At 51.5% G+C, this 12,798-nt stretch carries 12 protein-coding genes; 5 read left to right on the top strand and 7 right to left on the bottom strand.

Annotation, left to right across the window (positions count from 1 at the left end):
* The first annotated feature begins 247 nt into the window (after window positions 1-247).
* The 3 genes from EG028_RS09130 to EG028_RS09120 all read left to right on the top strand — a co-directional run bounded on the left by EG028_RS09130 (window position 248) and on the right by EG028_RS09120 (window position 5,109).
* Window positions 248-3,451, top strand: a complete 3,204-nt coding sequence (locus EG028_RS09130; protein WP_162946414.1) for a sigma-54-dependent Fis family transcriptional regulator — start codon at window positions 248-250, stop codon at window positions 3,449-3,451.
* Between the two features lie 282 nt (window positions 3,452-3,733).
* Window positions 3,734-4,489: an SDR family oxidoreductase gene (locus tag EG028_RS09125; protein WP_120516206.1), complete on the top strand. Its 756-nt coding sequence runs from the start codon at window positions 3,734-3,736 to the stop codon at window positions 4,487-4,489.
* Window positions 4,490-4,752: 263 nt separating this feature from the next.
* On the top strand, window positions 4,753-5,109 hold the full coding sequence (locus EG028_RS09120; RefSeq protein WP_120516207.1) for a YciI family protein: 357 nt from the start codon (window positions 4,753-4,755) through the stop codon (window positions 5,107-5,109).
* 102 nt (window positions 5,110-5,211) lie between these two features.
* On the opposite strand, the gene EG028_RS09115 is transcribed toward EG028_RS09120, so the two are convergent.
* The 6 genes from EG028_RS09115 to EG028_RS09090 all read right to left on the bottom strand — a co-directional run bounded on the left by EG028_RS09115 (window position 5,212) and on the right by EG028_RS09090 (window position 9,618).
* A complete protein-coding gene (locus EG028_RS09115) occupies window positions 5,212-5,991 on the bottom strand; it encodes a succinate dehydrogenase cytochrome b subunit (RefSeq protein ID WP_120516208.1) in 780 nt (259 codons plus the stop codon).
* A gap of 205 nt (window positions 5,992-6,196) precedes the next feature.
* The gene (locus EG028_RS09110; RefSeq protein ID WP_241559092.1) at window positions 6,197-7,414 is read right to left on the bottom strand and encodes an RNA polymerase sigma factor; all 1,218 of its coding nucleotides are present in this window, start codon (window positions 7,412-7,414) and stop codon (window positions 6,197-6,199) included.
* Between the two features lie 82 nt (window positions 7,415-7,496).
* On the bottom strand, window positions 7,497-7,838 hold the full coding sequence (locus EG028_RS09105; protein WP_120516210.1) for a YciI family protein: 342 nt from the start codon (window positions 7,836-7,838) through the stop codon (window positions 7,497-7,499).
* Between the two features lie 33 nt (window positions 7,839-7,871).
* The gene (locus EG028_RS09100; RefSeq protein ID WP_120516211.1) at window positions 7,872-8,330 is read right to left on the bottom strand and encodes a carboxymuconolactone decarboxylase family protein; all 459 of its coding nucleotides are present in this window, start codon (window positions 8,328-8,330) and stop codon (window positions 7,872-7,874) included.
* Window positions 8,331-8,406: 76 nt separating this feature from the next.
* Window positions 8,407-9,414, bottom strand: a complete 1,008-nt coding sequence (locus EG028_RS09095; RefSeq protein ID WP_120516212.1) for a bestrophin family protein — start codon at window positions 9,412-9,414, stop codon at window positions 8,407-8,409.
* Window positions 9,415-9,426: 12 nt separating this feature from the next.
* On the bottom strand, window positions 9,427-9,618 hold the full coding sequence (locus tag EG028_RS09090; protein ID WP_123864610.1) for a hypothetical protein: 192 nt from the start codon (window positions 9,616-9,618) through the stop codon (window positions 9,427-9,429).
* A 294-nt stretch (window positions 9,619-9,912) separates the two neighbouring features.
* On the opposite strand from EG028_RS09090, the gene EG028_RS09085 reads away from it, so the two are divergent.
* On the top strand, window positions 9,913-11,013 hold the full coding sequence (locus EG028_RS09085; protein ID WP_120516214.1) for an adenylate/guanylate cyclase domain-containing protein: 1,101 nt from the start codon (window positions 9,913-9,915) through the stop codon (window positions 11,011-11,013).
* Window positions 11,014-11,024: 11 nt separating this feature from the next.
* On the top strand, window positions 11,025-11,426 hold the full coding sequence (locus tag EG028_RS09080; RefSeq protein WP_120516215.1) for a putative quinol monooxygenase: 402 nt from the start codon (window positions 11,025-11,027) through the stop codon (window positions 11,424-11,426).
* Between the two features lie 214 nt (window positions 11,427-11,640).
* Here the strand turns inward: EG028_RS09080 and EG028_RS09075 are convergent, their stop codons facing one another.
* Complete coding sequence (locus EG028_RS09075; protein WP_120516216.1) at window positions 11,641-12,795, bottom strand: hypothetical protein; 1,155 nt, start codon at window positions 12,793-12,795, stop codon at window positions 11,641-11,643.
* Window positions 12,796-12,798: the final 3 nt, after the last annotated feature.

The following is a 12,798-nucleotide window of genomic DNA, read 5'->3' as shown; positions in this document are numbered from 1 at the left end:
GCTGAATCAATGAATCAACAGCATGAAAACCCAAAACACCGGGCCAGCCGGCCCGGTGTTTTACCAGATCGGAATGAATGTTTTGTCGTTATGTATACTGTATGTCGCTCTATTATTAAAAATCCCGTTATGATAAAACATGACAAATAAACAGGACTTTTTTTGTCCAATCCCCGCATTTCGATTGTTATCTATTTAAGCAACGCAATCAAACATTCATTATCTGTCTTTTTTAATCATGAGTACAATGAAAAGCACAACTGCCGCCCGGCCCCCGCGTATGGCCCACATCTCCGCCGATGCCCCCGGCGGGCCGGAAGACCGTATCATTTTGTTGGAGACAGAACGCCGCATCCTCCTGGAGCTTGGCAACGAGATCACCAAGGCGCGTGAAAAAACCGACCTGATCTCTGTTTTTTCTTCGAAGATCAGGGAACTGTTCCCTTTTTCGCATGCCATCGTCACGCTCATCAACGACGACGGGCAAACCTACACCCCCTTCCTCCTGGACCCCGATTCCTCCCCTATTCAGCACCATGCGTTGTACCCCACACTGGTGGCATCCCGCTTCCCGCTGAAAGGACCGTTTATTGAGCGGATACTGGAAAACGGCCGCCCCACCGTTTTTATACTGGAAGAGATCATGCACCACCCGGAAAACCCACCCTTCCTGAAAGTGAACTACGAAGGAGGCGTGAGGGCACTGATGATGACGCCGCTGAAAGACAAAGACCAGGTGATCGGGTTCCTGCATACCTATGCCCTTGATGCCGCCGGTTTTACGGAAGAATTTAAAAACATCATCGCCGCCATCGCCCCGCAGATATCCAGCGCAGTGGCCAATATCAAAAAAAATGAAGCGATCGCCCATACGGAAAGCATCAACGAAGTGCTGCTCTCCCTCAGTAACGATATGGTAAAGGTCAGGGACCGGCAGGACCTTATGAAGGTGATCAGTTCCGGCCTCAAAGAGATCGTGCCCTTCTCCCGCAGCATGATCACCGTGATGCATGAAAAAGAAGAATATTATAAAGCCTACCTGATCGATTCGGAAGCGAGGCAAAAAGAGCTGACGGACTCCGGGGATGTGCTCCGGATGTCCAGCCCGGCGGAGGACGGCATTTATGACATCGCGTCCTTATATTACAAACCGCTGGTGTTCGACATGCGGTCTTTCGACCTGGAAGCCGCCCCGCTCTGGTTTAAGCTGCATTACGAAGCGGGTGCCCGGGAAATGATCATAAAAATACTCGGCACAAACGGCAGCGCCCAATACAGCCTGATGCTCTTCGCCTGCCAGGCGGGCACTTTCGGTACGGAGGCGGTCAATATCGTGAATCGTATTTCCAGCCAGCTGCTGTCCATCGTCAGCAATATTTCCGCGAACGAAGAAATACTGTTGCGGGAAAATGAAAAATCTTTCCTGCTGGAATTCAGCAACGATATCGCGGCGGTAAGAAGCAAGGCGGATCTTGCGGAAGCAGTACGCAAAAGCCTGAAAAAACTAAGCACCCTGGATGGTTACGTGATCCGCAAACTGAACGACGACCAGGTGACCTCTACCACCTACCTCTATGATACCAGCATTGCAAACGATGAAGACGAAATGGTGCGGGAAATGCTCACCGCAAAACTGCCTGTTGAAGATGGGTTGCAGAACAGGGTGCTGAACAGCGAGATACCCCTGCTTTTCAGCGTGAACGCGGAGATCGCCCGGGGCAACACCGCGCGTTACCTGCACCTTTGGAAAAAGATAGGGTTCAAAACCGTGGTGGGCTACCGGCTGCGTACCGGGGAGCAAAACCTCGGCATCCTCTGGCTGGGGCTTGAAGAAATAAACATGCCGTTGCTCCGGGGCATCTGCGCCCAGATCTCCATCGCGATGTACAACATCATGGCGAACGAGGAAATACTGCGCCGCGAAAAAGAACAGTCCTTCCTCCTCGAATTCAGCAACGACATTGCCGCCATACGCACAAAAGAGGAGCTGCATGTGGCCATCTCGAACGTATTGCAAAAAGTACTGAATATCAAAATGGCCATCATCCGCATCATAGAAGATGACGGCGTTACCCTCAGTCCTTACCTGGTGGATGAAAACATGTTACAGGATCCGGAAAGCACGTTCAAGTCGCTGGTCGCCAGGGTCCTTGACATACATGATCCGTTAAATGCCGGGGTGCTTAACAGCGAAGGGCCGATCATTTTTAACGTGGCGGCGGAAGCAGAAAAAGGTACCGACAGGCCGGTGGTGCAGTTCTGGAAAAGCACAGGGCTGAAACATGCATTCGGGGCGCCGCTGCGTGCCGGAAACACTAACCTCGGCGTGCTCTGGCTGTTGATGGATGATTTTAACCTGACCATCCTCAAAGGCATCTGCGCCCAGATCTCCATCGCCATCGCCAATATCCTGGCGAATGAAAAGGTGCTGGCTTACAAACAGAACCTGGAAATAGAAAACGATTACCTGAAAGAACAGATCAAAACGATCTACAACTTTTCCGAGATCGTGGGCAGCGGCGCGCAAATGCAGAAGGTATACCACCTCATCACGCAGGTGGCCGAAACGGCCTCTACCGTGCTGCTCACCGGCGAAACGGGCACCGGCAAGGAACTGATCGCGCGCGCTATTCACAATGCTTCTCCCCGCAAAAATAAACTGATGGTAAAGGTAAACTGCGCCGCATTGCCTACCCACCTGATCGAAAGCGAACTGTTCGGGCACGAAAAAGGCGCATTTACCGGGGCTATAGACAGGCGTATCGGGAAGTTTGAACTGGCGCACCAGAGCACGCTTTTCCTCGATGAGATCGGCGAGATGCCGCCGGAGCTGCAGGTGAAGCTGCTGCGCGTGTTGCAGGAAAGGGAATTTGAAAGGATCGGGGGCAGAAGCACCATTAAGGTGGACGTGCGGATCATTGCGGCTACAAACCGCAACCTGGAAGCGGAAGTGCAGGCAGGCCGCTTCCGGTCCGACCTCTACTACCGGCTGAACGTATTCCCCATTCACCTGCCGCCCCTGAGAGAACGCCTGGAAGATATCGAGCCGCTGGCCAATTCTTTTATTTCTAAATTCAGTAAAAACATCGGCAAAAAAGTGAGCGGCATTTCAACTAAAGTCTTAAAACAATTAAAGAGCTACGAGTGGCCCGGCAACGTGCGGGAGCTGGAGCACCAGATAGAAAGAGGCATCCTGCTCAGCGACGGCGATATCCTCAAAGAAATACAGCTGCCCCGGCATCACCAGGAAGAAAGCGGGAACGCACCGGTATCTTCCCCGAAAACGCTGGAACATATCGAGCGGGCCTATATCATCGAAGTGCTGAAACGCTGCGGCGGAAAAGTATCCGGCGCCGGCGGGGCCGCGGAGATACTGGAACTGCCCGGCACCACGCTGCATTCCAAAATGAAAAAGCTGGGCATCTCCAAAACAGACTACACCGTAAGATGATTGGACGACACGCAGGAAAAGCCGGAACGTCCATCGTTCCGGCTTTTTTATAAAGGGCATCCCGCCTGACTGTATTTCGTGAAAACCCCGGCCGGTTCTCTTTATACCGTGAAGAAAAATACCGGTCTTTTACCTAAAAAGCTGACCTGCAAACACTTACCCGCTGGCACCGCTCTTGCAAATTATAACGGAACAAAGACCGGTATCATACAAGGCCTGGCAAAGGCCGCAAAGAACTACCGGGAAAACTGATCAAGATTTTTACACTTAAAAATTCAAAACATGAAAATCGTAGTAATTGGCGGCACCGGGCTGATAGGCTCCAAAACGGTGAATAAGCTCCGCGAACAGGGGCATGAGGTAATAGCCGCTTCCCCCGCGTCCGGCGTGAACACGATCACCGGCGAAGGCCTGGCCGATGTGCTGACGGCCACCGATGTGGTAATAGACGTGGCTAATTCTCCTTCTTTTGAAGACAAGGCCGTGATCGAATTTTTCCGGACCTCCGGCAACAACCTGCTGGCAGCGGAAAAAAACGCGGGTGTTAAACATCACATCGCACTCTCGGTGGTGGGCACAGAGCGCCTGCAGGAAAGCGGTTATTTCCGCGCAAAGGCGGTGCAGGAAGACCTGATCAAACAGTCCGGCATTCCTTATTCCATCGTTCACTCCACGCAGTTTTTCGAGTTCCTGGGCGGCATTGCGGCGAATGCGGCAAAAGATGAGTCTATCCGCCTCTCACCGGCGCCCGTACAGCCCATTGCATCGGACGATGTAGCCACCGCCGTGGCGGACGTTGCGCTTGGCAACCCTTTGAACAGCACCATTGAGATCGCTGGCCCGGAACAGGTCGGCCTCTCTTCTCTTGTATCTCGTTACCTGGGTGAAATGAACGATCCCCGCACGGTGATATCCGATGCAACCGCCAAATATTTCGGCGCCACGCTCAACGAACATTCCCTGGTGCCCGGCCCCAACCCGCGTATCGGTAAAACAGATTTCCAGACATGGTTCGCCAGCCAGCCCGTTAAGGCCTGACACGGCACCTGCTTATGAGGCTTTCAGGGTATGCCCGGTGTCGTTTGTAACGAAGATGACGGGTTGCCAGCCCGCTGCGGCTGTTGTAACAGGTATGCGCTTTCCACCCGTTCGCGCATGGTCCCCACCTTACGCCGGCGCGGCCTCCCCCGCGACATCCGGTCAACAACGCAGCGACACACCGGCGCCTGGCATACCTGGAAGTACGTCTGCTACTATCAGACATTCACTTCAATCCAGTATTCATATTAAAAACAGAAAAAATGCAAGAGTTCCTTTTAGTGATCCACAGGGATCTGACCAGCGCCAACCCAACCCCCTCACCCGAACAGATGAAAGAAGCCCTCAAACCCTACCAGGAATGGGTAGCCGGCATTGCCGCGCAGGACAGGCTGGTAGCGCCTCCCAAACGTTGGGACGTGGACGGCAGGGTGATTAAATCCGAAAAAAAGAAAGAACAGGTGCATAATGGCCCCTATGCGGAAGATAAAGAATCCATCGGCGGGCTGTTCCTCATCCGCGCAAAGGATTATGATGACGCGGTGGAGATAGCCAAAGGCTGCCCGATCATCCAGTACGGCGCCATCGTGGAAGTACGCATGGCCGTACCGGTGGCATGAGCGCGATATTGAACAGAAATGACAAAGCCTTTGCGATATTGCAAAGGCTTTTGTCTTTTCACCACAACTACAAAAAGATCCTTTATCATTTCCTCATCACAGCTACATCAGGCTTTTAATGTAAAACACAATGGGCATGGATGCGAACGCGAGGGGAATAATGATGGCAAAAATCCATATGCCGGTGAATTGTATAACCGGTGTATACTTTCTGCTGGCCAGCCCCGCCGTCTGGAAAGCGCTTTGAAAACCGTGGTACATGTGATAGGACACCGCCACCATCGCTACCAGGTACAGCAGCACATACCAAAGCATGCTGAAGCTCTCCGTGACGATCCCATACAGGTCTTTTGCCCGCACCACCTCCGTGTTCCCCTCCATCGTCACCGCGTATTCAAAGTCCGGGAACTCCGGCACATACACAGTATTGGTTATTTTCCCTGTCAGCAGGTCTTTGCGGTATTCGCGGTAGGTGCCTTCGGTAAACATATACCTGCCCCAAAAGTTGCTCATATGGATCACCAGGAACAGGAAAATGATGCTGCCGAGAAATCCCATATTCAGGGATGCCCAGCGGGCGTTCGCTTTGGACGCCACTGCGTATTTCACCGGGCGGGCCCGCCGGTTCCTCACCGTGAGCGCGAGCGCGTAAAAAGCATGCACCAGGATGGAGAAATAAAGCAGGTAGGCGATAGCTGTCACCGGCGGAAAGTGCGTCATAAAATGCGCATAGATATTAAAAGTATAACCTTCGTCGCCCGCGAATAAAGTAAGGTTGCCGCCGAGATGCACGACCAGGAAAAGGCAGAGGAACAGCCCGGTCATGGACATGATCAGTTTTCTGCCCAGCGATGAACGGAAGAATTGTTTAAAACTTAGCATGATAATAATTTTGTGTGCCGCTCCAGATCTCCCGGCGCCGGTTTTCACGGTTGCCGGACCCGGAAGATCCTCCTCAGTACCTGGTCTTTGGTCGTATAGGCAACGGCCCGGTTATAAAGTGTTTTGATTTTTTTGTTGTAGTTCACCAGGGGAAAGACATGTATAAACAACCAGCTGAGTGGCGATATGAATAAGAGGTGAAATGTCAGCTGTTCAGCCTTTCTTTGATCTGCTCAATGTTTTTTTCCATCAAGGCTTTGTCCGCCGGGGTATTTGCCCTCTTCCAGGCCGTTTCATAATGTTGTATCGCCTTCCCGTTGTCGATATCCGTATAGAGGTTGCCCAACAATGAATAATAAAAATGGTTTTCCGTCAGTCCCAGCTTCTCCGCTTCTTTGATCGCTTCTTTTTTGCCGCGGGCTTTGGCCAGCGCAAAGGTGCGATTCAAGGCGGCCACCGGTGAATATTCCAGTATGAGCAGCTGATTGTAGAGGTCCAGGATATTTTCCCATTTCTCGGCGGAGTCTTCCTTATGCGTATGCCAGTACGCAATGGCAGCCTCCAGGTGATACCTGGTCAATACAGGGCTGGCCCCGGCCTGGTGCAGGTAATATTCGCCGCGTTCTATCAGTTCCCTGTTCCAGAGCGATTCATCCTGCTCCTGGTACAGCACCAGGTCCCCGGTGTTGTCCATCCTGGCATCAAAACGCGATGCATGAAAACACATCAGCGCCATCAGCGCGTTCACTGCCGGCGTGTTTGTCAGCTCCTGTTCTATCAGCAGGTAACAAAGCCGCATGGCTTCCACGCACAGCTCTTTCCGGAGCACGGTATTATGGGAGGTGGAGTAATACCCTTCGGAAAAAAGGAGATAAACCGTTTTCAACACCACTTCCAGCCGTTCGTTGATCTCCGTCACGGTGGGCTGCTGGATCTTTATTTCCGCTTCCTTCAGTTTTTCTTTTGCCCGGCTCAGCCGTTTATAAATGACCGTTTTGGTGGTCAGGTACGCATCGGCGATCTCCTGTATACCAAAACCGCAGAGCAGGTTCAGAGCCAGGCCCACCTGCGCTTCCGCCTGGATGGACGGATGGCAGACGGTAAAGATCATAGCCAGCTGGCTGTCTGTAATATTGCGGGCAGAAAGGTCTATCTCTATTTCTTCTCCTTCGGGTATGCTGTGCCGGAGGTCGGTAAGCAGTTTCTGTTGGAAGAAGTTGTCCCTTTTCAGCCAGTTCTTTGTTTTATTTTTTGCAACGGTGTAGAGCCAGGCGGTGGGGTTGTCCGGTACGCCTTTGGTGCTCCAGGATTCCGTAGCCGCCAGGAATGTATCGCTCACGATGTCTTCCGCCAGCTCAATATGTTCGATGCCGAACCGGTAACTGAGCACTGAAACAATTTTCCGGTACTCCGTTCTGAACAAATGCGGTAATAATTTATTTCCCTCCATGATACCTGTAAATGCCTGCCGCAAAAATAAGAAACGCTTCTTATCCGCCGCCGGATTACATCGCGGCCATCCGTATCTCCACCGTGCCGCCCAGCTCAAATATCGGGCAGGTCTCCGCGATCTTCACCGCCTCTTCGTAGCTCTCCGCCCTGATCACGGTTACCCCTCCGATGGACTCCTTGATCTCCGCGTAGGGGCCGTCCGTTACGCTTTTGTCGTGGCCAAGCACCTTCCCTTTGGATTCCCAGGGCTGCGGCGGCCTTGCCAGCCGGTCTTCCTTTTTAAGCTCAGCAAACCATTCCCGCCACCGGTTCAAATGCGCCTGCAGTTGTTCCGGTGACGGTTGAATCTCCTTCGTCTTGTAATCTCTTCTGAATACTAATAAGAATTCATTCATATATCATGGTTTTTTAAGCATATGTTATGCGGCTCAGCCAAATTGCCCTGCCCTGTAGGTGCCCACAGCCGCGGGATTTGAGAAAGCAATGTTAAAGCGGTTCCAGGTATTGATGGATGAAACCACCAGCGTAAGGTCCACCAGCTCTTCTTCAGTGAAGTGCTCTTTTACCCGCGTATAGATGGCATCCGGCACCTGGCAGGCGGTCACCGCTTCGGCCCATGCCAGCGCAGCCCTTTCCCTGTCGGTGAAAAAAGGCGTCTCGCGCCAGGCGGCCACGCAGAATAAACGCTTCGCGTCTTCGCCATGCTCCATGGCATCTTTTGAGTGCATGTCCAGGCAATACGCGCAGCCGTTGATCTGGGATACGCGATATTCCACCAGCACCTGTAATTTCTGGTCCAGCGGTGACTTTTTAAGATACGCACCAATGCTGAAGAGCGTTTTCATGGCACCCGCTCCTTTCTCCTGAAAGTTAATTCTTTGTTCCATTTTTTTTGTTTTTGTATAGTTATAACAACTGAGTTTCGCGGATTGGACAAATTACCTGATTTTTTTTTGCCTTTTTTTAAACAACAATATCATACTGCGGTTTCAGCGGCGGCGGCAGCTCTGTTTCGCCCAGCATTTCCCGGAGATCTATCTCGATGCCGCGGCATATCTGTGAAATAGGCACATCATTGGCGCTTCCTTCAAAAGGGTTCTCCGTACTTTCCCCTACCTGCTCCAGGCAGGTGTACATCCAGGAGATGATCACGCTGAACGGGACCACCAGCCAGATCATATGCCCTTTCATGAAGCCGGCCGCCAGGGCATTCAGCTTGTCGAACTGCTGCAGCATGCCAAAGGGCAGCAGCAGGCAGAATATGCGGACAAAAATAGTGTCGATCACGGTATACTGTCGCGGGTAAGGTGTATCCTTGAGCGATTCGCACTGCCCCTGCTGGCTGAAAAGATTGTTGATCGTCCTTTGCATTTCGATGAACTGGGCAAGCCCGATCTCCTGGGTTTCACAGGCCGTTTTCAGGGTCCGGCTTTGCAGGGCCAGCAGCTGCGTGGTTCTGCTCCGGGTACCGGCGATGGCGGCCAGCTCTTCTTTTGACAAATATTTCACCAGTTCGTCCTCGAGTGCCGTCTCCCGTTCGGGGATGCGGTAATACCGCTGGTATTCCGCGTTCTGCCGGTCGTTCGCCACTTCCCATACCCGGTCTTCCCGCAACTGGTACCGCAGCAGCGTCAGCCAGGCAAAGTGCCGGTAAAACAATGTTTTGATCAGCGCCTCGTCGTGGAAATAATCGCGGCACATGATCCCCCAGGCCTTGCTGCTAGTGCTGATATTGCCCCATACGGTGTGCGCGTCCGAGGTCCGGCGGTAGGTCTGCGTGTTTTTAAACCCGACAATAAAGGCGGTGGCCGTGCCCAGGAGCGACACCACCGTCCAGGGGACTGCCAGCCACTTTATCCCCAAAAGGTGATACAGTATGACGGGCACCGTGCCCAGGATAATGAGCTTGTATAATTTCCTCCTTGTCCAGAAGATAAAATCGGAAAGTTTATATGATTTGCCTATATGCATATGTTACCGGATTCATTGAGGCCCTTGCTGATCTGTTTCATTGTCCTTCGGCTCGTCCAGCCTGCTGAAATCATCCAGGAATTCAGATCCTTCGGTAACGTCTTTTTCGGGCACGGGGTGCAGGGCGGTTTCCACGGTGGTGACGGGCTGTATGAACACTCCGTCGGTAAACAGGTTGTTCAGTATCCGGGATAGTCTGATCATGTCTTTGGGTTTTGCGGTGAAAGCAACGATATTATTGCGCAGTAGCGTTTGCAACCCTTGTGCCACAGGATTATCAGATTAGTTATCAACCATTTAAGTGTAAATTTCGCGTTACGGTTTCCCGATATACCGTTAGAAAACGATATTTCACACGGTATTTAGTGAGGTTTGGAAGACTTGCGGCCCCGGCCGCTGATATACCCGGAATTTGTCTTATTTTCAGACACCGGAGAACGGAACCGGGCGAAGGCTTTGCGATCCGTCTATTGATCAATCATAACTAACGGGACCGCTATGTTATCTCCGAAAACTAAAAGAAATATATCCGGGATCATCCCTTTTGGCATTATCTGGCTGTTATTCAGCATCGTCTATTCCCTGCTCGAACGCGGCCTGCTGGGCCCGCAGCTATATTATCCGTCAACCGGCAATCCATACAATTTTACCAGGAACCTCCTTGTTACGCCCGTTTTTGCTCTTTTTACAGGATTACTGGTCGGGGCAATTGAAATCCTGTACCTGAAAAAGTTTTTTATACAAAGGAGCTTCAGCGAAAAGATCGTTTACAAATCCGTCATTTACCTGGCAGCCATCGTCCTGTTTCTTATTATACTGACCGTCAATGCCAATTCATTCGAATCGCGGGCCGGAATTTTCGGGAAGGACGTTTGGAATAATACCCGGGCATTTTTTTTCGATTATGCATTTTTGAGTGTGAGCCTGTATATGGCTTCGGTAATTCTTGTTTCACAATTTTATGCTGAAGTCAGCGAAAACATCGGGCAGGTGGTACTGATCAACCTGCTCAAAGGGAAGTATCACACGCCGAAAGAAGAAGAGCGGATTTACATGTTCCTGGACATCAGGTCGTCCACCAGCATAGCAGAGCGCCTGGGCCATATCCGGTATTTTGAAATGCTGAAGGAGTTTTACGCCGACCTGTCTGATGCTATTATTGAACATTCCGGGGAAATATACCAGTACGTAGGTGACGAGATTGTAGTGTCGTGGACACCCGGAAACGGGCTGAAAAATAATAATTGTATCCGGTGTTTTTTTGCCATAAAAGCCGCAATCGGCAAGCAGGCTGAAAAATACCGCGGGCGATTCGGTATGCTGCCGGAATTCAAAGCGGGGTTTCACCAGGGGAAAGTGACTACCGGGGAAATAGGTATTGTAAAAAAAGAAATCATCTTTACGGGCGATGTGCTCAATACAGCTTCCCGGATCCAGGGGCTTTGCAATACACATAATGTTGATCTGCTTGTTTCGGGTGCCCTGGTAGCAAAACTTGAAACCGGCAACGGGTTCCACATCAGATCACTGGGTGAAACCGGGCTGAAGGGCCGGGGCGAAAAGATAACGCTCTTTACAGTGCTCATGAACGAACAATAACGTGTTATAAAATGAATATACCTAAAGCCCTTGTAAGGCCCACGCTCTTTTTTGGCGCCGCACTGGCGTTGATCGCCTGCCATACAAACCCAGGAACGCAGACGCCGCAGAAGGTCCGCCTGGCGAAAGTTGTCATAGACTCCACGCAGCTGGAAAGCTATAAAAAAATTTTAAAGGAAGAAATAGAAGCCTCCGTACAGAAGGAACCGGGCGTGCTTACCTTGTACGCCGTCTTTGAAAAAGAAAGACCGTCGCACCTCACGATCCTTGAAATATATGCCAGCGAAGAGGCTTATCAATCGCATATCAAAACGCCGCATTTCCTGAAATATAAAAATGGTACGGCCGCCATGGTAAAAGCATTGGAGCTGATTGACGCCGACCCGCTGATACCGGGACTGAAGATAAAATGAGGCGGATAAAATTGTGGCCTTATTACACCTTCTCTATGCTCATTATCGTGATCCCCCTGAAACAATCATCCGCGCAATTGTTCTCCACATACCCGCAGGAGGATATCATGCCGTTGTTTTCAGTTTCAAAATAAGTATCTGCTCCCGTTGATCAGCCCAAAAACCAGAGAGCCGCTGAAAGATCAGCGGCTGTCCGTTAAAGTCTGTATACTATTTACCAGGGTGTGCTCCCGATCGTTTCAAAATACATAACGGGCGGGCCGGGCCAGTCCCAGCCGTAACTCATCAGCTGGGTGATCACCAGCTGGTCGAACGCCTGTATGCTTCCGCGTTCGGACAGGCCTGAAATGTAGGCGTTTTTGTCATACCGCACCAGCATTTCATTGGTTTCCGCATCGCGGATGGAGTAATAAAAAGTGCAGGGCATTTTCTTCGGGTTTTTAAACAGATCCACATCCAGCGTAATCACCTCGCTCAGTTCGTTCGGCCGTATAGTGAAGGCCGCTACCGTGTCCAGGTCCAGGTCTTCGAACTTCCCGCTGTAATTGGTGGCGATATCGTCGAAGTCCGCGCCGGCGATGTATACTTTCAGCAAGGGATAACCGGGCACGTCGCCATGGGGTGTTTCGCGCAGCAGGCCTTCGTAGGTGCAGATGAAGTTTGTTTTGGACCGCGCGTCCGGCGCTTCTACATTCCCGAAAATACCGACAGGGCTGGCATCCGTAGGCTGTGCCATGCTGATGGTCTGCCCGGGCTCCAGCGTCATTTCTTTTTCGAGCAGCAATGTGGCGGGCACGCCGTCTTCCAGTTTCCATACGCGCACGTAGTCCTTGAGACCGCTCAGCGCCACCCATCCGGAATCGATCCTTGCATCACGGTCGGAGGTGGTCAGCGCGGAACCAATTACCGCATTGCCGAATTTCACGAGGTACTTATAATCCGGGTTGGGCGCCAGCCAGAGGTTGGTTTTGATCGTTGTATAATTGTCCGTCAGCTGCAATTGCGCTCCCGGTCCGGGTTGCAGGAAGTTAAGCAGCTGCCCCGGCTTCAGGTCCATCAGCGTATCCATTTCCGGGATTGTTTTGCCGTTTTCCAGCCGCCATATTTTTAAACGGTCTTTCAGCCCCGTCTCATTGATAAAAGTAACTGCTCCCATCCCGTCCCTTACCTTTTTGGTAATGGAATCGGCCAGGATGGTCTCGCCATATTGAATGCGGTATACATTGCCGGTGTCGTGCATATGCCGGATGTATACCTGCAGGCTGGTAATGGTGCCGCCGTTCAGGTATTCCCCATCTTTTTTACAGGCAGCCAGGGCCATAAGCAGGATTACAACAGGCAGGATCGTTTTTATTTTGCTGGTTTTCATTTG

It is taken from the genome of Chitinophaga barathri, assembly GCF_003807585.1.
Classification (GTDB): Bacteria; Bacteroidota; Bacteroidia; order Chitinophagales; family Chitinophagaceae; genus Chitinophaga; species Chitinophaga barathri.
The sequence above is the reverse complement of the archived record's forward strand: the minus strand, read 5'-3'. Positions and strand labels throughout refer to the sequence as shown.